26 protein-coding genes and 2 pseudogenes are annotated in these 21,129 nt (G+C 41.3%); 12 read left to right on the top strand and 16 right to left on the bottom strand.

The features are described 5' to 3' along the window. The first annotated feature begins 170 nt into the window (after positions 1 to 170). The 5 genes and pseudogenes from AC0L6R_RS12980 (at position 171) to AC0L6R_RS12960 (ending at position 3,625) form a co-directional block, all read left to right on the top strand. Positions 171 to 1,413: pseudogene (locus AC0L6R_RS12980) on the top strand (M16 family metallopeptidase). Continuing rightward, positions 1,410 to 1,892 (top strand): 2-C-methyl-D-erythritol 2,4-cyclodiphosphate synthase, encoded by a 483-nt coding sequence (gene ispF, locus AC0L6R_RS12975; protein ID WP_473271575.1) that lies wholly within the window; start codon positions 1,410 to 1,412, stop codon positions 1,890 to 1,892. Before AC0L6R_RS12980 ends, ispF begins: the two are co-directional and overlap by 4 nt. Further along, positions 1,889 to 2,574, top strand: a pseudogene (mnmC2, locus tag AC0L6R_RS12970) (tRNA (5-methylaminomethyl-2-thiouridine)(34)-methyltransferase MnmC2). The gene ispF and the pseudogene mnmC2 overlap by 4 nt, the downstream one beginning before the upstream one ends. Positions 2,575 to 2,642: 68 nt before the next feature. Beyond that, on the top strand, positions 2,643 to 3,155 hold the full coding sequence (locus tag AC0L6R_RS12965) for a hypothetical protein (protein ID WP_473271574.1): 513 nt from the start codon (positions 2,643 to 2,645) through the stop codon (positions 3,153 to 3,155). After that, entirely contained in the window at positions 3,152 to 3,625 is a 474-nt protein-coding gene (locus tag AC0L6R_RS12960; RefSeq protein WP_473271573.1) for a Clp protease ClpB, read from the top strand. The genes AC0L6R_RS12965 and AC0L6R_RS12960 overlap by 4 nt, the downstream gene beginning before the upstream one ends. 55 nt (positions 3,626 to 3,680) lie before the next feature. Here AC0L6R_RS12960 and AC0L6R_RS12955 read toward each other — a convergent pair whose 3' ends face one another. The 5 genes from AC0L6R_RS12955 to AC0L6R_RS12935 form a co-directional block, all read right to left on the bottom strand. Further along, on the bottom strand, positions 3,681 to 4,343 hold the full coding sequence (locus AC0L6R_RS12955) for a phosphatidylserine decarboxylase family protein (RefSeq protein WP_473271572.1): 663 nt from the start codon (positions 4,341 to 4,343) through the stop codon (positions 3,681 to 3,683). A 73-nt stretch (positions 4,344 to 4,416) separates the two neighbouring features. Further along, positions 4,417 to 5,694, bottom strand: coding sequence for a Glu/Leu/Phe/Val family dehydrogenase (locus AC0L6R_RS12950; RefSeq protein WP_283414714.1), 1,278 nt, complete (start codon positions 5,692 to 5,694; stop codon positions 4,417 to 4,419). 70 nt (positions 5,695 to 5,764) lie between these two features. Continuing rightward, positions 5,765 to 6,604 (bottom strand): phosphatidate cytidylyltransferase, encoded by an 840-nt coding sequence (locus tag AC0L6R_RS12945; protein WP_283414715.1) that lies wholly within the window; start codon positions 6,602 to 6,604, stop codon positions 5,765 to 5,767. Next, the gene (locus AC0L6R_RS12940) at positions 6,588 to 6,794 is read right to left on the bottom strand and encodes a putative signal transducing protein (RefSeq protein WP_283414716.1); all 207 of its coding nucleotides are present in this window, start codon (positions 6,792 to 6,794) and stop codon (positions 6,588 to 6,590) included. The genes AC0L6R_RS12945 and AC0L6R_RS12940 overlap by 17 nt, the downstream gene beginning before the upstream one ends. Continuing rightward, positions 6,769 to 7,719: a CPBP family intramembrane glutamic endopeptidase gene (locus AC0L6R_RS12935; protein WP_283414717.1), complete on the bottom strand. Its 951-nt coding sequence runs from the start codon at positions 7,717 to 7,719 to the stop codon at positions 6,769 to 6,771. Before AC0L6R_RS12935 ends, AC0L6R_RS12940 begins: the two co-directional genes overlap by 26 nt. Positions 7,720 to 7,756: 37 nt before the next feature. On the opposite strand from AC0L6R_RS12935, the gene dusB reads away from it, so the two are divergent. Both dusB and AC0L6R_RS12925 read left to right on the top strand, forming a co-directional pair. After that, positions 7,757 to 8,746: a tRNA dihydrouridine synthase DusB gene (dusB, locus tag AC0L6R_RS12930; protein ID WP_283414718.1), complete on the top strand. Its 990-nt coding sequence runs from the start codon at positions 7,757 to 7,759 to the stop codon at positions 8,744 to 8,746. Between the two features lie 159 nt (positions 8,747 to 8,905). Then, positions 8,906 to 9,817, top strand: a complete 912-nt coding sequence (locus AC0L6R_RS12925) for a DMT family transporter (protein ID WP_473271571.1) — start codon at positions 8,906 to 8,908, stop codon at positions 9,815 to 9,817. Here AC0L6R_RS12925 and AC0L6R_RS12920 read toward each other — a convergent pair. From AC0L6R_RS12920 to ubiE, 9 genes are all read right to left on the bottom strand, one after another. After that, positions 9,808 to 10,707: a M23 family metallopeptidase gene (locus AC0L6R_RS12920; protein WP_473271570.1), complete on the bottom strand. Its 900-nt coding sequence runs from the start codon at positions 10,705 to 10,707 to the stop codon at positions 9,808 to 9,810. The genes AC0L6R_RS12925 and AC0L6R_RS12920 overlap by 10 nt on opposite strands. A 126-nt stretch (positions 10,708 to 10,833) precedes the next feature. Further along, positions 10,834 to 11,901 carry a DUF3810 domain-containing protein gene (locus AC0L6R_RS12915; protein ID WP_473271569.1) on the bottom strand — a complete coding sequence of 356 codons (1,068 nt, stop codon included), beginning with the start codon at positions 11,899 to 11,901 and terminating at the stop codon, positions 10,834 to 10,836. 11 nt (positions 11,902 to 11,912) lie between these two features. Beyond that, positions 11,913 to 12,494 carry a NifU family protein gene (locus AC0L6R_RS12910; protein WP_283414722.1) on the bottom strand — a complete coding sequence of 194 codons (582 nt, stop codon included), beginning with the start codon at positions 12,492 to 12,494 and terminating at the stop codon, positions 11,913 to 11,915. 144 nt (positions 12,495 to 12,638) lie between these two features. Then, positions 12,639 to 13,373, bottom strand: coding sequence for a ThuA domain-containing protein (locus AC0L6R_RS12905; RefSeq protein ID WP_473271568.1), 735 nt, complete (start codon positions 13,371 to 13,373; stop codon positions 12,639 to 12,641). Between the two features lie 65 nt (positions 13,374 to 13,438). Next, entirely contained in the window at positions 13,439 to 14,188 is a 750-nt protein-coding gene (locus AC0L6R_RS12900) for a M15 family metallopeptidase (RefSeq protein ID WP_377919309.1), read from the bottom strand. Positions 14,189 to 14,193: 5 nt separating this feature from the next. Further along, positions 14,194 to 14,949 (bottom strand): SDR family NAD(P)-dependent oxidoreductase, encoded by a 756-nt coding sequence (locus AC0L6R_RS12895; protein WP_473271567.1) that lies wholly within the window; start codon positions 14,947 to 14,949, stop codon positions 14,194 to 14,196. A gap of 125 nt (positions 14,950 to 15,074) precedes the next feature. After that, on the bottom strand, positions 15,075 to 15,551 hold the full coding sequence (porT, locus tag AC0L6R_RS12890) for a type IX secretion/gliding motility protein PorT/SprT (RefSeq protein ID WP_473271566.1): 477 nt from the start codon (positions 15,549 to 15,551) through the stop codon (positions 15,075 to 15,077). A gap of 32 nt (positions 15,552 to 15,583) precedes the next feature. Beyond that, positions 15,584 to 15,880, bottom strand: a complete 297-nt coding sequence (locus tag AC0L6R_RS12885; RefSeq protein ID WP_473271565.1) for a hypothetical protein — start codon at positions 15,878 to 15,880, stop codon at positions 15,584 to 15,586. Next, positions 15,829 to 16,551, bottom strand: a complete 723-nt coding sequence (ubiE, locus tag AC0L6R_RS12880) for a bifunctional demethylmenaquinone methyltransferase/2-methoxy-6-polyprenyl-1,4-benzoquinol methylase UbiE (protein ID WP_283414771.1) — start codon at positions 16,549 to 16,551, stop codon at positions 15,829 to 15,831. The genes AC0L6R_RS12885 and ubiE overlap by 52 nt, the downstream gene beginning before the upstream one ends. Before the next feature lie 123 nt (positions 16,552 to 16,674). Between ubiE and yihA the strand changes: the two genes are divergently transcribed. The 5 genes from yihA to AC0L6R_RS12855 all read left to right on the top strand — a co-directional run bounded on the left by yihA (position 16,675) and on the right by AC0L6R_RS12855 (position 19,939). Next, positions 16,675 to 17,277, top strand: a complete 603-nt coding sequence (gene yihA, locus AC0L6R_RS12875; RefSeq protein WP_473271564.1) for a ribosome biogenesis GTP-binding protein YihA/YsxC — start codon at positions 16,675 to 16,677, stop codon at positions 17,275 to 17,277. A gap of 49 nt (positions 17,278 to 17,326) precedes the next feature. Further along, entirely contained in the window at positions 17,327 to 17,815 is a 489-nt protein-coding gene (locus AC0L6R_RS12870; protein WP_473271563.1) for a DUF5606 family protein, read from the top strand. A gap of 42 nt (positions 17,816 to 17,857) precedes the next feature. Next, positions 17,858 to 18,166: a hypothetical protein gene (locus AC0L6R_RS12865; protein WP_473271562.1), complete on the top strand. Its 309-nt coding sequence runs from the start codon at positions 17,858 to 17,860 to the stop codon at positions 18,164 to 18,166. 78 nt (positions 18,167 to 18,244) lie between these two features. After that, complete coding sequence (locus AC0L6R_RS12860; RefSeq protein ID WP_283414729.1) at positions 18,245 to 18,715, top strand: hypothetical protein; 471 nt, start codon at positions 18,245 to 18,247, stop codon at positions 18,713 to 18,715. 102 nt (positions 18,716 to 18,817) lie between these two features. Further along, entirely contained in the window at positions 18,818 to 19,939 is a 1,122-nt protein-coding gene (locus AC0L6R_RS12855; protein ID WP_473271561.1) for a sugar phosphate isomerase/epimerase family protein, read from the top strand. A gap of 59 nt (positions 19,940 to 19,998) precedes the next feature. On the opposite strand, the gene rnhA is transcribed toward AC0L6R_RS12855, so the two are convergent. Together rnhA and AC0L6R_RS12845 are read right to left on the bottom strand one after the other, a co-directional pair. Next, positions 19,999 to 20,454, bottom strand: a complete 456-nt coding sequence (gene rnhA, locus AC0L6R_RS12850; protein WP_339876174.1) for a ribonuclease HI — start codon at positions 20,452 to 20,454, stop codon at positions 19,999 to 20,001. A 36-nt stretch (positions 20,455 to 20,490) separates the two neighbouring features. Further along, positions 20,491 to 21,081 (bottom strand): MarC family protein, encoded by a 591-nt coding sequence (locus AC0L6R_RS12845; RefSeq protein ID WP_283414732.1) that lies wholly within the window; start codon positions 21,079 to 21,081, stop codon positions 20,491 to 20,493. Positions 21,082 to 21,129: the final 48 nt, after the last annotated feature.

Raw genomic sequence — 21,129 nt, 5'->3', positions numbered from 1 at the left:
TAACTTAAGCAATCATTCCAAAGTTCGTTTTTTTTTCGAAAAAATCAGGAATGCTTACACCAAAGGGATAGTTTATGGTTAAACTCAAGCTTGATTGCTAAGGTTTACTTAAAATCTATCCAGCTGATTAGCCATAATTGCCAATTATCTTAGCTTTGCAAGCTACAATTATGCTACCCTACACAAGATTTTTCCTAGAAAACGGATTAGAAGTGATCGTCCACGAGGATCACGGCAGCAAAATCGCTGTTTTCAACCTATTATATAAAGTCGGATCCCGAAATGAAAAACTCGGCAAAACCGGCCTTGCTCATTTCTTCGAACATTTAATGTTCGGCAGTTCTGCGAATGTTCCTGTATTCGATCGTGAACTCGAGCGTGTTGGTGGTGCCTGTAATGCATTTACCAGTCCTGATATTACGAACTACTACATTACGATTCCTGCCGCAAATCTGGAGACAGCCTTTTGGCTGGAATCTGACCGTATGCTACAATTGACGCTGAGCGAAAAAACAATCGAAACTCAGCGGAAAGTAGTGATGGAGGAATACAAGCAGCGCTACCTCAATCAGCCTTATGGAGATGTATTTCACCATTTGCGAGACCTTGCCTATACAACACACCCTTATAGATGGCCAACCATTGGCCAAAATCTAAACGATATCATCAACTACACCCAAGAGGATGTTTGGGAATTTTATCAGGCGAATTATAGACCGGACAATGCTGTCCTAGTCGTCGCTGGAGCAGTGACTCAAGCGGAGGTAGAGCGCTTGGCTAAGAAGTGGTTTGAACCGATTCCTAATCTTTCCAAAGCAAACCATCAGATACCAGTCGCAACCTGCTCAGCTCGCCAAAAGAACCAAACTAGTAGAAGCTGACGTCCCAACTGACGCACTGTACAAAGCCTATAAAATGCCAGCTAAACTTACCCAAGGATATTTGGAAGCTGATTTGATTACCGACATTATTGGCTTTGGGAAGTCTTCACTCCTTGAGCAAACTCTTGTGAAAAACGGAAAACTTTTCGCGGCGGTAGGCGCTTATATTTTAGGTTCGGTAGACCCAGGCTTACTTATTTTCTCCGGAAAAATGGAAAATGGAGTTTCTGCCGAAGAAGCAGAACAGGGGCTGGATGAAGTGATTTCTAAATTTCTAAATTCTGAAATATCTGAACACGCCTTACAAAAAGTAAAGAACCAAGGTGAAGCAATGAAAACATACGAGTCAATTCAAGTTCTTAATCGGGCAATGAACTTGGCTAATTATGCACAGCTTGGTAATCCAGACCTGTATTACGAGGAATTCGAAAATAAATCAAACATAAAAGGGGAGGAAATCATGACTTGGGCAAATCGCTTAATCCGTGAAGAAAACTCTTCTGTATTATATTATAAATCTGTACCTGCATGAACAAATTCAGAATAGGTTTCGGCTACGATGTCCATCAACTAAAGGAAGGCTACGACTTTTGGCTGGGAGGAATAAAACTAGAACACGAGAAAGGTGCGGTCGGACATTCCGATGCGGATGTATTGATCCATGTGATTTGTGATGCGCTTCTTGGTGCTGCAAACTTACGTGACATAGGACATCATTTTTCTGATCAAGACCCGCAATTTAAAGGCATTGATAGCAAAATTTTGCTATCAGAAGTTATGGTTTTAATTCGGGAAGCTGGCTTTGAAGTAGGGAATTTAGACACTACGATCTGTCTTCAAGTTCCTAAGGTCAACCCCCATATACCAACTATGAAAACTTGTCTGGCTGAGGTAATGAATGTCTTAGAAAATGACATTTCCATCAAAGCTACTACAACCGAAAAGCTAGGTTTTGTAGGTCGGCAAGAGGGAGTTTCGGCGTACTGTACAGCTTTAATCTACTCTGTATGAGCAACAAGTTAAAAATCATCACTACGGAGGATGGCTCTCATTCTCTTTACAATGAAGAGTTAAAAGAAACTTACCATAGTTTTCATGGTGCCTTCAAAGAATCAATTCATGTTTTTATGCTTTATGGGTTGGATTCATGGGTAATGAATCATCCTAGAAAAAAGCCACTTCGCATTTTTGAGGTAGGATTTGGCACCGGTCTGAATGCCTGGCTAACACTTGTATGGGCTGAGCAAAACCAGATACCTGTACTCTATCACAGCATTGAGCCATTTCCACTACCTGAGGACATTTATTCCCAGCTTAATTATGGAGATATGGACGATGCTATATTTCACTACAAGCCATATTTGCAAAGATTGCACAAAGCAGATTGGGATAAAGGCGTAATCATGTCTGAGTATTTCAATATGAAAAAAGAAAATACTACGCTTAATGACGTGGTCCTTTACCCTACAGATGTAGTATTCTACGATGCGTTTGCACCAAGTAAACAGCCTGAAATGTGGCAAAAAGAGGTGTTAGGGAAGGTTTGCGATACCATAAACCCTGGAGGAATCTTCACTACCTACTGTGCAACAGGACAACTGAGGAGAGATCTGAAAGAACTCGGACTTGAAGTTGAATCCCTTCCTGGCCTTCTCCTGGTAAAAAGGAAATGACGAGAGGCTGGAAAAAATAAGTTGGCCAACTGGAATGCTGTTTGGAAAGAAAGTAGATAAACCACCAACCTTATCTTAACTCTATCTTATGAAAACTGCAATTTTTACTTGGCTATTTTTATTACCAATTCAGATCTACGCTAGCAATGCTACGTCCACATTATTGACAGAGCGAGAGTCCATGATTCAGCAGTTAAAAGCAGAATCAAATGAAAGCTCAGTCGTATTTGGGTTAGAAATCCCCACAAATCAGACGGTAAATTATGCACTAGCAATGCAGATCATCGAAAAAGATAATGCAATTATCCAAAAACTGAAGTTGAATAATCGTATCGACGAAGCTTCACTTATTTCAGAAAACGAAAACTACAAAGCGATTACACTTTCCCAAGAAAAAGATATTCAAAAGCTAAAAAACGCATTGGCTCAGAAAACTCAGGAAATAAAAACCCTGCAATTTGCTTCTTGGCAAGATGAATCCGCTATTCTTATATTCTCCGTTGGCATGCTCATATTCGCTTTCCTATATATTCGTACGAAAGTGAATATCAAGTTTCCTGATTCTTTACTTTTAAGTCCATTAATATCCCAAGAAAAATGATTCTCATAGTTCTCCTGACTTTTCTAAATATACTAACACCGCAATTCACTGAAGCTGGCAAAGCCAAGCTTGAAAAAATGGTTCAAGAGCGCGATGCGCTAACCCGCCAATGGAAGGAATCTGAAAGCAAGAAGTCTGGTATCTTTGGAAATCGCACCAAAAAAGATATGATAGAAACCAACGAGTGGCTGGAGCGCATTATCGCTAAGGACAACCTGATCATGGATGAACTTAGAATGATCGGGGATATAGAAACCACAGTAGCCACTCAGACAGGGGAAGACTACAAAGCAATTGCTTTCAAGCAGGAAAAGGATGTGCAGGCGTTAAAAAGAGCGGTTGCAGAAAGAGACAAATTAATCGAAGAAAAGCTCTCAGAAAAAAGAACTTTTGAATGGATCAGTCTGATTTTATTCTTGGTTACGCTAGGGCTTGGATTTGTGGTGTACAAAAAAGTCATCAAGGCATAAAACCAAAAACGCTCCTTAATTGGAGCATTTTTGGTAATAAAAGTTTCTCAAAAGATTAAGCTTTCAATCTCGCAATCGGAGTTCTTCCACCTTTAGTTTTCTCTTCTAATCCCACTAAGATCTCAGCATCCAGTGGAAGATAAATATCCACTCGTGAGCCAAATTTAATAAACCCAAATTCTCCGCCTGAAGCAAGTTCTGAACCTGGCTTTACATACCATTTGATTCTTCTAGCTAGAGCTCCAGCTACCTGTCTTACCATGAGCTTCGTACCACCTTCATGAGTCACTACCATAGAAGTTCGCTCATTTTCAGTGCTTGATTTTGGATGCCAAGCTACGAGATATTTCCCCGGATGATACTGGAAAAACTCCACAATACCCTTAATCGGAGATCGGGTGATATGCACGTTGATTGGAGACATGAAGATCGACACCTGTCTGCGATTCTCTTTCAAATATTCATCTTCAAATGCTTCTTCAATCACTACCACTTTCCCATCAACAGGAGCATAGACCAGGCTTTCATCGGTTGGCAATTGAATGATGGGGCTACGGAAAAACTGGAGGATAATTAGATAAAGCACTATACTTCCTAAAACAGCAACATTAGAAAGCACTCGAGCATCTGGCATAAAGTAGATGATCAAATAATTCCCGGCAACTAAAATAATTAGTAGCCAAAATAACAAAACTCGTCCTTCGCGGTGTATGGTCATATGCTTATAAACTAAAAGGCGCGGGGAATCTCCCCACGCCTCAAAGATAAAATATTCTTTTGAGAGAAGGGTATTAGAATCCTCCTCTAAATGTATATGTCTTCGCTACTTTATCGATTGCAACGATATATGCAGCTATTCTCATTGGTACATCGTACTTCTGGGAAGCTTGATAGACCATTTCAAAGGAATCCTTCATGATACGGTCTGAGCGTCTGTTTACACGGTCAGCAGTCCATTTGTATCCCAATCTATTTTGAACCCATTCGAAATAAGAAACAGTCACCCCACCGGCATTTGCCAAGATATCAGGTACTGCCATGATGCCTTTTTCATTAATGATTGCATCAGCTTTTGCCGACGTAGGACCATTTGCACCTTCTACGATGAGCTTGGCTTTAATGTCGTTTACATTGTGAATAGTGATCACATCTTCTACAGCAGCAGGAACTAACACGTCCACTTCCAATGTAAGCAAATCACCGGCATCCAGCATTTTCTCCCCGCCTTTGAAGCCTTCCAGGTTATTGTTATTAGAATCGCGATAAGCGATGGCCTCTACAATATTGATCCCATTTTCATTATAAAAAGCACCTGTATGGTCAGAGATTGCTACGATTTTCAACCCTCTTTCTTCCAACAGTCTAGCTGCCCAAGAACCCACATTTCCAAAGCCTTGAACAGCGCATGTCGCTTGGAATGGATTAATTTTCAATTTTTGCATAGCTGCCAAAGCAGTCACCATCACTCCACGGCCTGTCGCCTCAGTTCTACCCAATGAACCTCCCAAAACTAGAGGCTTACCAGTTACAACCGAACTTACTGTCATCCCTTTTGCTTTGGAATACTCATCCATTAGCCAAGCCATTTCTCGGGGACCAGTTCCCATATCCGGTGCTGGAATATCCTTGTCCGGACCGAAAACATCAATCATAGCCATGGTATAAGCTCTGACAAGACGTTCGATTTCACCCTTAGACATTTCTCTAGGATTACATCTCACACCGCCTTTGCCTCCACCGTATGGAATGTCCACTACGGCACATTTCCAAGTCATCCAAGCCGCTAAAGCACGCACCTCGTCGATGTGTACATCGGGAGCGAAGCGGATACCGCCTTTTGCTGGGCCAAGAATATTTGAGTGAATTACTCGTATCCCTTCGAAGACCTGAATCTTCCCATTGTCCATGGTGATAGGTAAGGATACGATAACTTGTTTGGCTGGATTTTTCAGGACATTGTACACCTCGTCAGAGAGGCCTAGCTTTTCAGCTGCAATGTTGAATCTTTCCATCATTGACTCCAGAGGATTTTCTTTGTCCTTAATCGGAGCCGGTTCAATGTAAGCCATATTCGGGTTTGATTTAGTTATTCAAATGCGGTGCAATATTAAGCAGATTTTCAATCAAGAGGGCTTCAAATTAGAAGATTTTCAAAAAGGCAGTGATAAATGGGGCCGAAAGTAACAATCCGTCAAAACGATCCATAAATCCCCCATGGCCAGGAAGCCCTTTTCCGGAGTCCTTGATCTCTATTGATCGCTTGAAAAGCGACTCAATCAGATCCCCATAGGTGCCTGCAATAATGATAATCCCAGCTATGACTAGCCACTTCCAATCTTCAATAACGTGAAAATACCGAGTTAAGATGAAAGCGACTCCTATTGCTGAAAATGCGCCACCCAAAAATCCTTCCCAAGACTTCTTCGGTGAGACACGTTCGAATAACTTAGTCTTACCAAATTTTGTTCCCGCAAAGTATGCTCCCGTATCACTTGCCCAAAGAATCAATAGGCAGCCAATAATGATCTCATAATTATAGGTAGCATCTACTGAGAATACTGCAAGATTTAGCAGAGAAAACGGTACAGCCACATAGAAAAGACCTAAAAAAGTAAAAGCTACACCAGTGAAAGGCTTTTTGTCAGTTTTACGATAAAGCTTTATAAAAAAGGTGAGTGAGACAATAGGGAAGATCAGAAAGAAATAGTTACTGGAAAGATGCTCTTGCTCAACCAAAAAGGTTAAACAAAAAATCATCAGGCCTAGAAATGTCCCAAAACTCTTCAAGGGCAGCATTCCATCTAGGCCACTGAGTTTATAAAACTCCATTTGAGAAAAACCAAGAATCCCTGCAAACACCAAGAAATAAGTATATTCGGAATAGATGCATCCCCCCACTATCACCAATGCTCCAAACAATCCAGTAATGGCTCTTTGCCCTAGATTACTGTAATTATTAATACTAAAACGTGATCTCATTCTGAATTAGGTTATTCGCCGCTATCATATTTTCACGTTGTACATGAACTTCATAATTGCCGAAAATCTGGTATACTGTTTCCTTTTTATTCAATACGACAGCTTGTATCTGGTGCTCTTCCAATACTCCTTTCACGATTTCAGCTCTCACTTGCTGAGCACTTTCAAATACCTTGATCCAGTTTTCCATTGGGTTTATTTATTTTCTTAAAGTAATAGATTCCAGCCACAAGAACCAATAATCCTATCATAGCAGCAGGATATGACACTGTGTCTGTTGACTCCATATCAAAATCTATCATTCCTTGATTAGCCGCATATACCATCAATACAGTCACCGTATTATTTAAAATATGGGCTAAAATAGGATAGGTAAGACTTCCGGAATAATAATAAAGGTAACCAAACATACCTCCTAAAAATAAACGGGGAAGAAACCCGTAAAATTGAAGGTGAATTGCTGAAAATATAAAAGCCGTCACCCATACACCAGCGTGACCATTCCCTGTATATAAATGCATCTTTGGCTGGATAAGACCTCTGAAAAACATTTCTTCACCTATTCCAGCTAGAATTCCAATGACTAAAATACCCATTAGTAGCTCTGGTATAGTCTGAAAATCGGTGAGGTATTTAGTCATCTCCATTAACTGGGTCTCCATTTCTTGCATCCAAACCTCGAGGCCAGAAAAAGCCTCTGGAAGAACCAATTGAGAGTTCCAATAGACTAACAGCCCATTGAAAAGCATACCTCCTACTGCGATCAGAAAGACCAACCCCGCGCCTTTAGCATTAAATCTCGGTAATTGAATTTCCCAATGCAGGTCCGCTTTATCTATAAAATGAGTAATCACATAGGCTGCCAGCCAAAAACCAATTCCAGAACCAATTCCTTGAACAAAAAACATAGCCATCCGCCCATTATTAGCGGAATAATCACCTGTCATAAGCCCCATTATCTCTTCTATTGTGATATTAAATAGAAAAGGCGCAACAGCTAAAGCAATTACTTGAAGCACTACTAATACTCCCAAACCCACTAAAACAATGACTACCAGGGACAAAAGCCAACTCTTCCTCTTGGCAATTTCTGATTCCGTTTCGTATATCTCCATAATTGAGGTAAATTTACGCGCAAATTTAAAATAAGAAGTGGTTAAGATAGGAAACTTGGAGTTAGGGGACTTCCCATTGTTGCTTGCACCAATGGAAGATGTGAGCGATCCGCCGTTTAGAGCAGTCTGTAAACAGAACGGTGCAGACTTAATGTACACGGAATTTATCAGCTCGGAAGGATTGATCCGCGATGCTGCAAAGAGTGTGGCCAAACTGGACATTTTCGATTATGAAAAGCCAATTGGCATTCAAATCTTTGGAAATGAGATCGAATCTATGCGTGAAGCAGCAGCAATCGTAGAAGAAGCAAAACCAGACATTCTAGATATCAATTATGGCTGTCCAGTAAACAAAGTTGCATGCAAAGGCGCTGGAGCGGGCATTCTTCTTGATATCGACAAAATGGTCTCGATGACTGCGGAGATCGTAAAAGCTGTAAACATTCCAGTTACAGTGAAAACTAGACTCGGCTGGGATCAAAACACCATCCGTATCGTGGAAGTGGCTGAACGCCTCCAAGATGTAGGAATTCAAGCAATCAGCATTCACGCCCGTACCAGAGCTCAAATGTATAAAGGCGAAGCAGATTGGAGTTATTTGAATCTGGTTAAAGACAACCCGCGTCTTCACATTCCTGTTTTCGGAAATGGGGATATAGACACTCCTGAAAAAGCGCAGGAATACAAAAACAAATACAACGTGGACGGCATGATGATCGGTCGTGCATCTATTGGATACCCCTGGATCTTCAATGAAATCAAGCATTTCTTAGCTACTGGAGAAAAGTTGGCTGCTCCTGGATTGGACGAAAGAATTGCTGTCGCAAAGAAGCATCTGGATTTCTCTGTAGAGTGGAAAGGCCCAAAACTTGGGATTCTCGAAATGAGAAGACATTACACCAACTATTTCCGCGGAATGCCAAACTTCAAACAGTATCGTACTGAAATGGTTACTGCAGAAACTTACGAACATGTGTGCGAAATTCTAAATCAAGTTTCTGACGTCTATGCAGATCACGTTTTTTAGGAGAAAGTTGAAAAGTGGTAAGGTTGAAAGGTTCTCTTCAATCTTACCACTTTTCTATTTTTTGTCTCTTAAACTTTTTACCCTCTGACTCTATTTTTCGAAACAAATATTCTTTGGTTTTGCTTCCTTTGTGTAACGGACAAATATCCGCCATAGCCAATGTCCACTACCACCAACGATAGCAATCTCAAAAACTGGGGTTTACTTATTCTGTTGTCTCTAATCTGGGGCAGCTCATTTATCTTGATCAAGCGAGGATTGGAAGTTTTCTCTCCGGGAGAGGTTGGAGCTTACAGAATTGTGGCTGCGGCAACTTTCCTCCTGCCACTTTCCATTCCTAGGATTAAAAATCTGGACAAAAGCCAAATCAAAAATCTCATAATTGTGGGATTGGTAGGCAGCTTCATTCCTGCGTTCCTTTTTGCCAAAGCTCAGACTCAACTCAGTAGCTCACTTACGGGCGTTCTGAATGCACTTACGCCTCTCGCAGTAGTTGTCATAGGAGCTTTATTCTTTAATTCCAAAATTACGAGACGTAATGGAATTGGGCTTGCAATCGCTTTTATCGGTGTATTTATCCTAGTTACTGTGAAGGAAGGTTCTGGATTTGGAGCATTCACCGACATTAACTCTTACGCATTTTTCGTACTCTTGGCCTGTGTCTGCTATGGATTCAATCTGAACATCATCAAGTACAAATTTGTAAAGCTAAAACCCATTGAGATCACTGCAATATCCTTATTGATGGTCTTGCCAATGGCATTAGTTTACTTGATGGCTGGCACACAGTTTTCCTACAAAGTAGTGAATATGGAAGGTGCAATGCTAGCTCTGGGATATGTGACTTTACTGGGAGTGATGGGTACTGCTATCGCATTGATTATTTTCAATGTGATGGTAAAAACAGCTACCCCAGTCTTCGCTGCTTCTGTGACATATATTATCCCAATTGTGGCAATTTTCTGGGGAGTACTTGATGGAGAAGTATTACTTCTAGGACACTACATCGGTATCGTAGCTGTAATTATTGGAGTTTGGTTTGGTAATAGAAAGAAAATAATTCAATCCTGACCCTTCGCAGCAAAGGTTTTCTTCTCTTTTTTATTCATTTCGGCAGTGACTATCTCTTCAGGATAAGCTACCTCCACTTTTTGCGTTTCAGGAAAATCTGACTGCCCTTCCTTAAAAACGAATTTCATGGGCTCGAGTAAGTACTTCAACTTGCCCTCCTCATCTTTTATAGGTTTCATATTGACTAATCGTACATGTAAACCTGAATTATACTCCTCCCCAGCCGACTCAGCGAGCACGTCTCCAGGAAACACTTCTTGCCCAACTTTCACTTTTTGACTTCCCGGACGCAAAACCATTATTTTAGTCAATGATCCATCGTCATGAAATAACTCAATGAAATTCTCGGATCTGTCATAATCCAGGTTTTGCTTCTCGTCGTATTGCTCCATGCTAACTGCTGAAACGATCCCTTTCCGTGGTGCAAGAATCTCCGTTGGCAAATCAAACCTAAACGATATCCCAACATAGTCCATGTTGGCTTTCTCTGGCTGAAGATGATTTTCTATATGCGTCATACGAATACCTGAAGCTAGCGTACCTTCGGGAAGTGGAATGAGATACACTGGCTCAGAACGCGATTTGGCAAAGTAATCTCCCTTGATGAAGGAATAGGTATAACTAATACTTGTACTCTGACCTTCCGTTCTCCGCTTCAACGTGGACACTTTGGATCTCCCAGACCTAGCGACGACCAAACCAGATGATCCAATAGGAAGCACATTGTTGTGGCCAGTCACATCGATCAAAACAGTATATGGTAATCTTTCGGTATTAGTCGCATACAACTCAATATCCCCATCGCTATTCCACTCAGTCTCTATGGTGATTTGAGAGAAAGTAGTATGACTGGAAAACAATACAATGAGTAGGAATACAATTGAGCGCATAGATAGAAAGTTTAAAAACAGCTATTTGAAACTATTAAAATAATACAGTTCCTAAAATAGTGTTTTTATAAGGATGTCTCAAACTAAAGATAGAAAAGTTCGAAGCTTGTTTTGTACACCGCTACCTCACTTCATCCGCTCCCGCCATGCAAATGCCAACTTAGGTAATTGCTGGTAACTGTTGATTCCAGCTTTTACGCCTTGAGTTTTTAGAAACACATCATTCGTTTTTCTGCTTAACTCCAAAGAATAGGCTTTGATCGCTTCACTTGCTTTTCGAAGGGAAATCATATCATTTCGGATTCCAGGATCCAAGGTTTTCACCCAGATTTTATACTCTTCCGGAGCCATTCGGTAGAAATCCGAAATCTGATAATTCAATAATCGGAGCTGGCCTGAATAGCCAAGCAGTGGGTCATCAGAATTGGTACAAATTACCCAGGCAATAAAGTTGGCCTCACCTTCATCGGTAACGCCATAGCTGTGTGCCATCTCGTGGGCTACTGTAAAAGGCTTCTCTAAGGCATGCAAGGTTGGATCGATGTAGCTTTCCCCGGTAAAAGGAAAATAGATGCCCAAGATTCCCATCTTACGCATAAAGCCAGGTGGTGGAAACAGCTTTGTCCGTGGACGACCAGTGAAATTCAAGCCCATCATGTCTAGGTTGTCAGCTATGTTTGCCCTCACTAACTTTTCCAAATCTGGATAGGCAAGAATCTCCTCAATTGCCGTAGTATCACGAGTGATCGCATTCCGGTATTGCAGAGCTAGACGCTGGGTAATGAGCACTTCGCTTTTCAACTCGTCCAAATTCATGGCACGCGGACTGAGGTTGAGTTGCTTTACGATAGGAGTACGTTGGTAATTGAAACCCCAGAGAAATAGAAAAAAGAAAATCAATGCGCCAATTCCATTTGCAAATGCACGCAAGGAATAGAGAACTCTGTTTTTCCAACCGATTTTTTTGTGAAGCTTATAAAGGTAAATGCCAAAAATCAGCATCACGGACACTATAAACAAATAAACGCTGGGAAAAGGCAGTCTTCCCAGCGTCAAATCAATAACATTCCGGATTCCCGGAAAGAATATTCTCGAGTAAATATCGTCAGTTGCTTCAGGGTTTTGAGCTGCCAAATAGCGAATCCCCAAAGCAATAACTCCAAGAATCGCCCAGGACCAATCTCTTTTTCCCATAAATAACCAACTTAAACTCCTTCTGCTACCACTTCCTTCACTTCTGGAAGCATTCTGGTAAGAAGGTTTTGAATTCCTGCTTTCAAGGTCACTGTACTTGAAGGACACCCTGAGCATGAGCCTTGCAGCTGCACTTTCACCACACCTTCATGGAAAGAATGGAAAACAATCGCACCACCATCTTGCTCTACTGCCGGACGGATGTACTCATCCAGAATTCCTTTGATTTTTTTCACCACTTCAGAATCATTTTCATCGAACAACGGATCTTTTTCAAAAGCAACTGGAACTGGCGCTTTGCCTGCTTCTAGGTATTGCTTGATATGATCACGAACGATTCCTTGGATCTCTGCCCATTCAACTGACTCAGACTTAGTGACAGTCACAAAATTAGAAGCGATAAAAACACGCTCTACTGCGGCAAAATTAAAAAGCTCTTGGGCTAAAGGACTGATTTTGGCACTTTCAGCATCAGGAAAATCAAAACTTACTCCCTCGTCTACCAACATAAAGTTGGCTACAAATTTCAGGGAATTCGGGTTTGGATTGGCCTCCATGTAGAGGTGTACAGGTCTTGCTTGTGCTTGTAGCATGGTGATCTTTATTTTTATTTAGCAAACCGATTTGCTGGCATTAAGTTCCAGAAAAACAGTTTTTCCTGCTCTTTAAATTTTCAGGCTTTAGAATTTACCGCATAATTTCTTCAAAGAGAATACCGGTAGGCGCGTTAGTGCAACCTATTTGAACGGATGACCAGTGGCTGCATACCATATGCCGCCAGAAACATGCTTTAAGAAATCAGGTTCTACCCATGCAGATTCCACATGCCCTAGAGCTGTATAGAACACTCTCCCACCATCAAACTCATGATACCAAGACATAGGGTGATTATCTCCGTTACCCTTTCCTACCTTATAGGTGCTTTCGTCTGCTTTTATCAAGACCTTGATATCAGGATTGATATCTCTAAATTCATATAGCTCGTCAAACCACATCCAGTTTTTTGGTAAATGCCAAGTCGCGGGGTGGTTCTGATCTACCACTTCTAATCGTAGTGTCTGTTGCGCAGGGTGCGTAAGGAAATATGCTCCTATCATCTTATTGTACCAAGGCCACTCATATTCTGTATCAGTTGCAGAGTGAATTCCTACCACGCCCTTTCCACTTTGAACATACTTCTGGAAAGCTGCTTTTTGTTCGTCATTAAAGATCGTACCAGTAGTCGATGCTAAAATTACGACATCGTATTTCGCAAGGTTATCATCATTGAAAGCACCTGCATCTTCTGTAGTATAAACAGCGAAACCTTGAGTTTTCCCAAGTTGTTTAATAGCCGCTACAGCTTCAGGTATAGACTGGTGGCGGAATCCTGCAGTCTTACTAAAAACTAAGGCTCTGAATTGCTGAGCATGAGATACTAGTGCAATACTGAAAATCAGCGTAAGGGTTAAAAGTGTGTTTTTTAAGGTCATAGGGTTAAGTTATAGCTTTGTTGAATATTGATACTTGATAATTGAGCATTGAAATTTGGGCATTGTCACTTGATAATTTCAAACTTTTCTCCAGCTTCTTTTCTAGAGAAAGCATTGAAATGCCACCATTCAGAGCCGACTCCTGTAAAACCGTTTGAAGTCATCACTTTACGGAGAATTTCCCGGTTTGCGATTTGTTCTTTGGTTATTTTTCCTTCCGCTAGCATTTGATCTTCACGATCAGGATATGCTGGATAGCCAAAGTAATCATAGCCAGTGCCCATATCCAAGGTTGAGTCTGCTTTCGTGTCGAAAATCGTCAAATCCACTGCAACTCCAAAGTTGTGTAAACTACCTTTTTTGGGATCGGCTACATACAAAGGCTTCAGGCTGTCAGGTTTATCCAGATTGTCCCACAGGATCTGCTGCACCGAAGATGGACGCACGCCATCATATACAAGCAAGGTATAGTCTGGATATTCAGCTTTGAGCATTTCCTGAGCTTTTTTCAATTGCTCAGCAACTTCTGGTTGAAGAAAGGCCTTGGTTAAATCTCCATAGACATCCTGTTTGAAGAAATTGTCGGTCGTGGAATATTTCAGTTCTACTTTAATCTCTGGAATAAATCCCTCCAACTCAACCAATCCTTGTGCACGAAGAGTTTTTTCTAACTCTGGCATTTCCTCTACAAGATCTACTTCCTTTATGGGATCTAATACTTCCCGTTGCTGTTCGGAAAATATCTCCTGATCGCTCTTCTGGGAAGTGCCACAACTTAGCATTAGCAGTAAAACAGGTATGTGAATTTTTCTCAAAATTTCTATTTTCTATTGACAATGGTAGCAGAAGCCTGAGCCGTTGGGAGCACTACTACATCAGCAATGGTAACATGCGGAGGTCTAGTTACCGCAAATTCTACTATATCTGCAATGTCCTGAGCTACCAGTGGCTCTATTCCCTGATAGACAGCGTCTGCCTTGTCTTCATTTCCTTTAAATCTCACCAAGGAGAACTCAGTTTCCACCAAACCAGGGTGAATCGCAACTACACGTATCCCGAAGGAATTCAAATCTATTCGCATCCCTTTGGTGATCGCATCGACAGCATGTTTGCTGCCGCAATAGACGCTGCCATTGGGATAAACTTCCTTTCCAGCGATAGACCCTATATTGATGATCATTCCTGATTTCCGTGATGTCATACCTGGAATAATAGCTCTGGAAACGTACAAAAGTCCTTTCACATTGATATCCATCATCGCATCCCAATCGTCGAGGTTGGCAGTTTGTACTGGATCGATTCCATGTGCATTTCCGGCATTGTTGATCAGCACATCGATAGTTCTCCACTTTTCAGGAAGGTTGTCAAGGATTTCCTTTACTTTTTCCCTATCTCGCACGTCGAAAACCAAAGGCAAAAAATCAACTCCGGAAGGCAATTCTGATTTCAATTCTTCCAGGCGATTCCCTCGTCTTCCTGTCGCAATGATGTTAAAGCCAATTTTCGCGAGGGTGATAGCAGCGGCTTTGCCGATCCCGGAAGTCGCTCCTGTGACTAAGGCAATTTTGTTTTTCATGAAGGCAAGATAAAAAATAATCAATGGACAACTCTCAATGATCAATGTCCAATCTCAAATGGTTCACTTCAAATAGGCATTGCCAAATCTTACAATTTATGAATATTCAAATTTCACAATCCCTCTTATTGAAAATTCAGATAGAGCGTAATTGACTTTCTTTTGATAGATTCAATTGCATTTCGAAGTTCAGGACGCGTGTTTTCAGCCTGATAGGCATTCATCAGCCCATGTGAAAAACGAATCTCCGGCGCGAATTTGAAGTATTTGAAATAGATCTCAAACCCCATCCCTGCCTCTATAGAAAAGTCTTGGCCAGTCATCACGATATCGTCCACATTTGCTTCGTCCTGACCTTTGGTGCGAAACTGGTAGCTCGCACCACCTAGCCAATACATCCTCGTGTTATTCCATCTGACCGATCTATATTTAAACAAAAGTGGCAGTTCGACCATTGTCGCTTCTGAGCTATATTCTATGACTTTCCCAAGATTTTCTTCACTAAGTACCACATCTCCTCCGATTAATTCAGTATCGATCTGGTCATTGAAATAGGTCACTGCAGTTTTGTATTCATAGAAGCCAACTTTCGGGGTAAACATCAATGAAACCTGATCATGAAATCTTAAAATCCCTATAAATCCAAGGGAGAACCCTGGGAAAACTTAGTTTGAATACTTCTAACACCAGACATAGGATCGGTAGAAGAGGCATTCATAAATTCATCTGTATACTTGATTTGAAGCGTGCTATTATGAGCTGCCAAAAAGAATCCGTAAGAAAGTGGCCTGTTGTCTGAGCTCGAAGCCGAAGTCAAGCCAAACATACCTTGCCCAAACGTTGGAATCGCCGCGAAGAAAAAAACAAAACCCAGTAGGACTACTTTGTGCCTACGTAGATTGAGCTTATTCCAAATGTGAGTGGTTTGCATAGGTTACTTGTGAATCCAACGTTATTCATAATTCTCAGGAAATCCATTCCGTCCGGAAAGGCCTGTACTGACTCAGGAAGATAAGTATAAGCAGAATTGTCTTTGGATACAATCTTGCCAATCTGTGGAAGGATAGCTTTGGAATAAAATGCGTAAGCCTGCTTCATCGGTGCTTTGGTTGGCTTGCTAAATTCCAAAATCACCACTTTGCCGCCAGGCTTCAGGACACGATACATGTCTGCAAGACCTTTCTCCAAATTCTCAAAGTTCCTAACTCCAAAAGAAACGATGACTGCATCAAACTTATTATCTTCAAAAAGTAACCCTTCGGAATCGCCGAGCTGAAGCTCAATCTTATCCTCTAGCCCTTTTTTCTTCATTTTTTTGCGTCCTTCCTCAAGCATACCTTCGGAAATATCCACTCCGATGATCTTATCAGGGTTCAAAGAGAGTGCTTCAATCGCAAAATCTCCAGTCCCAGTAGCAATATCCAAGATTAACTTGGGCTGATCATCTTTCAGATATTTAATTGCTTTTTTTCTCCAAGTGATATCAATTCCCATGCTGAGCACGTGATTGAGCAAATCATATTTGCCAGAAATGTTATTGAACATCTCAGCTACCTGATCTTTTTTGGAATCTTGCTTGTCTTTATAAGGTACTACGGCCATCTGAATTCTATCTTTGAAAGGACAATAATAGGCAAGAAACACGAGGAAAGGAAAATTGTTCCACTTCGCTTTCATCCTGCCCTTTTCGGATATTGTCGTACTTTTGCACTCAAATACTTGCAGATGATCCAGAAAGCCACCTTTGTAATCAGTAATTCGAATCCCGGTAATTGTCCAAAGCCTGACCGAGCGGAGATTGCTTTTATCGGAAGATCCAATGTGGGCAAAAGCTCACTGATCAACATGCTCGTCAACCAAAAAGGACTGGCAAAAACCTCACAAAAACCAGGGAAAACCCAGCTCATCAACCACTTCATGATCAATGATAAGTGGTACCTTGTCGATCTTCCAGGCTATGGCTTCGCCAAAGTGAACCTGAAAGTGAAGCAGGGATGGGAAAGTATGATTACTACCTACCTTACAAAAAGAGAAAATCTTTGTGGCGTTTTTGTCCTAATTGATAGCCGCCTTGCACCTCAGCAGATTGATTTGGAGTTTTTGCTTTGGTGCGGCACACAGGAAGTGCCAACTGCCCTGGTTTTCACTAAAGCAGACAAGCAGTCCAAGTCAAAAACTGATCAAAACATCCAGAAGTTTTTGAAGAAAACCAGAGAGATGTTCGGTGAGAATCCAGACTACTTTGTCACCAGTGCAGAAGCTAGCACCGGCAAAGTTGAACTGACAAAGTTTATGGAAGAACTAGTAACAGAATATGAAGCTAGGTGAATCATTTAATTGATAATCCTATATTTGCAGCCTCGAAAAAATTAACCAAATGAATTTTAAAGATCTTGCCACCGTAGCCGGTAAACCCGGTTTGTTCAAAGTGTTGAAGCCTTCACGCACAGGAGTGATCCTGGAAAGTATGGATGCGAAGAAAACTAAACTCGTTGCCGGCATGTCCCAGCGTGTATCTATTCTAAGCGATATTTCTATTTATACCTTGACAGAAGAGGGCGCTGAGCCGCTAGAATCTGTGATGCAGAAGATAGAAGCTGAATTCCAAGGCGATCTTGGTTTGGATGCAAATCCTGATGATGCTGAGCTAAGAGCATTTATGAAGCATGTCCTTCCAGAGGTTGACGAAGCGAGAGTATATACTTCTGATATCAAGAAATTGATCACTTGGTACAAATTACTCCGAACACAAGCACCGGAAGTTTTGGTAAAAGCAGAAGAAACGGTTGAAAAAGCTCCTGAAGTGAAGGAAAAAGCTAAAGAGGAAAAACCTAAGGCTAAGGCTAACCAAAAATCTAAAGAATAATATTACAGCCCCGATTCACCTCGGGGCTTTTTTGGCACTATCATGAGCGAATCCTTATCCCAAGAAACCTTTTTATTGCTTCGCAAAGATTTTGACTTTCCAGAGAAAGCTGAGGCATTAGATGAGGAAAAAGCCATTAGCATACTATCCAAGGTGATTTCCTACATGCTCGACCGGGAATTTGAGCGTTTAATTCAGATTTGTTACAGAGTTGATTTGGGAGAGGAAAAGCTCAAAAGAATTCTTCATGAATCAGAACCAGATGAAGTGGCGACAGATTTAGCAAAAGCACTTTGGGTGAGACAACAGCAAAAAGTGGTGATAAGAAAACAATATTCATCGAACGAATAAGCCTATTAATCACGGATTAGGCTTATAAAAGGTATTTTTTCTTACTTTTAGACTTTCTCTTTCTATTAATTTTTCCTTATGAAGTCACTAGTCAAATTCAATTTTCTACTACCATTAGCCATTTTGGCAACTCTAATATCTTGCAGTGATGATGATCCCAATCCCTCAAAATCCGATGCTGAGCTTATCGGCTCTGGAATTTCCTGGAAACTGAGCACTGCCAAAGTAGGTAGCTTTAATGTAATCTCTCAAATAGACCCCTGCCTGCAAGACAACGAGGTAACTTTTAATTATGAAACCGCCGTCAAACTTGGCGTATTAGATGCAGGTCCTACCAAGTGCAGTCAAACGGAGCCGCAAACGGTGAATTTTATATGGGATTATAACGAATCCACTAAAATTCTACTAGTCGATACTGAGATCATTGAAGTACCTGGCGCCGAAGGGAATATGATAGTAGAAAGCGTATCAGCAAATGAGCTTGTGGTTTCCCAAAATGTTTCACTTTCAGGAATTACTCAAAAATTGGTGGTGACATTTGTTCATTAAACTACTGCTTATCAAATCACTACTTACCTTAAGGAAATAACCCTGCTCTTTTCCAAAGCTTCGGTTATTTCCTTTTTTTAAGCCTCTCAAAACACTCCCAAAATGGCAAATCCAATCTGGATCATGACTTCTGCTTTTGATCAACTCAACTTAGATCAGACGATAGAAAAAGCAACAGAAATAGGCGTACAAGGCCTTGACTTATGCGTTTTCAGAAAAGATGGAACACGTGATGATTTCGTCGCTACTCACTTAGATTATGAGAATTTTGGACCTGAAGAAGCCAATAAACTGATTGAAAGATTCAATGCAGCGAAACTTCGCCTTTCTATTGGCGCTTTTGATAATCTAATCGGTGGAGATCCTGCGGAGCGAGTTAAGAATCAAAACCATCTATTAAGATTGATTCGAATGGCTTACCTGCTTGGCGGGGATGAGAACGACGTGAAAGTGGGAACATTCGTCGGTTACGATCACGAACTCGGAAATCAAGAAGGTGGGTTTGAGAAAAATCTGTTGGAATATCAGCGAATTTTTGGTCCAATAATCCGCTATGCTAATAGCCTTGGAGTGACAGTTCTCTATGAAAACTGCCCCATGGAAGGATGGAGAAGTTCAGGACATTACGGCACATTCAATAACTTGACGGGGGTTTTGGCTGCACGGAAAATCATGTATGATTTAATCCCCGAGTCCAATCATGGGGAAATCTATGATCCTTCTCACGACGTTTGGCAGCATACTGATCCTGTCGAAGTGATCAAAAACACCGACATGAATCGCCTGAAGAGAATTCATGTGAAATCCACCCGAAATAACTCGGATCCATTCTGGGGGAATATGTATCCCATGCAGGAAGTTCGATCTGAATGGGCAGAAAAAGCTGGCATTCCTTCCAGCACCAATCCTTGGGATAGACATCACTACGAAGCTACCCTACCAGGCTTTGGATTAGGCGATTCTATGGATTGGAGAGCTTTTGTAAATATTCTAAAGGAACGTCAGTTCTCTGGCCCTTTTGAAATTGAAAATGAAGCAGTTCTCTCCAAACAAACTGGGAATATGGGAGCAATCGTCCAAGGCTGTAAAGCTGCTGTTCAAAACCTCGCTCCTTTGCTTTATGAATTAGGAGAAGATGGCTGGCAATATCCTGAGTCAGCATACAAACCTCTTTCAGAAATGAATAGAGCTGATATTCCCTTAATCTCAATGGAGAAATTATAAAATCTGAAATCTGAAGTCTGTGTTACATTTTCAGACTTCTCGAATTTAGATTTTAGATTTTACTTCTGGCTTTCTTCGTATCCAGTATCTGCTTTCAGATCAAATCCCTCTGCGGCCTGTACCGCTAGCACATCACAGCGCTCATTCTCGATGTTGCCTGCATGACCTTTTACCCAGATGAATTTCGGTTTGTATTTCAGGTGAAGTGGAATATAGCGTAACCAGAGATCTGGGTTTTTCTTGTCCTTGAAGCCTTTTTTCTGCCATCCCCAAAGCCAGCCTTTTTCAATAGCATCCACCACATATTTGCTGTCTGAATAAATCTGAACAGGAAATTCAGTGGTGTTGATAGCCTGTAAGGCACGGATAACAGCCAGCAACTCCATGCGGTTATTGGTCGTCAATCGAAAGCCTTCAGATAGCTCTTTGCGGTGTTTTCCGAATTTCAAAACGGCGCCATAGCCTCCCGGACCGGGATTGCCTTTGGCAGCGCCATCAGTGTAAATGGTAATCATGTCGCAAAGAAAGTCAAAATGAAGGAGAGAAAAAGATTAAATCCCAGAATCCACGCCGATTGGGAAGGCATTCGTCTTGAAAATCTTCACAGCGATAGAAAGCAAAATAATACCAAAAATCCTTCTAAGGACATCCAGACCAGTCTTACCGATTTTGCGCTCCAGCCAACCTGTACTTTTCAAAACGATATAAACCAAGATCAGATTAAGAAGAATTCCTATCCCAATATTTATCTGTGCAAATTCAGCTTTGAGAGTCAAAATAGTAGTCAAGGTACCTGCTCCAGCAATTAGAGGAAAAGCAATAGGCACGATGGAAGCACTGTCTTTGGCGTCAGGATCAGACTTAAACAACTCAATCCCCAAGATCATCTCAGCACCAATCGCAAAAATGATCAGTGCTCCGGCAATGGCAAAGTCCTCCACTCCAATTCCGAAAAGTCCCAAAATAGACTTTCCTGCAAGCAAGAACAAAATCATCAAAACCCCTGCAGCAAGCGTTGCTTTTTCGGATTGAATATGGCCAACTTTCTGCCTCAAGTTGACGATAATCGGAATGGAGCCTAGGATATCAATCACCGAGAAAAGGATCAAAGACACCGATAAAATTTCCTTCAAATCAAACATGCCGCGAAAGTAGGGAATTTAACCTTTGAGGTCTACAAGACCTCGAAG

This window comes from Algoriphagus sp. 10J20-15 (assembly GCF_055809615.1).
Note: the sequence above shows the minus strand (reverse complement) of the source record. Positions and strands in the feature narration are given on the sequence as shown.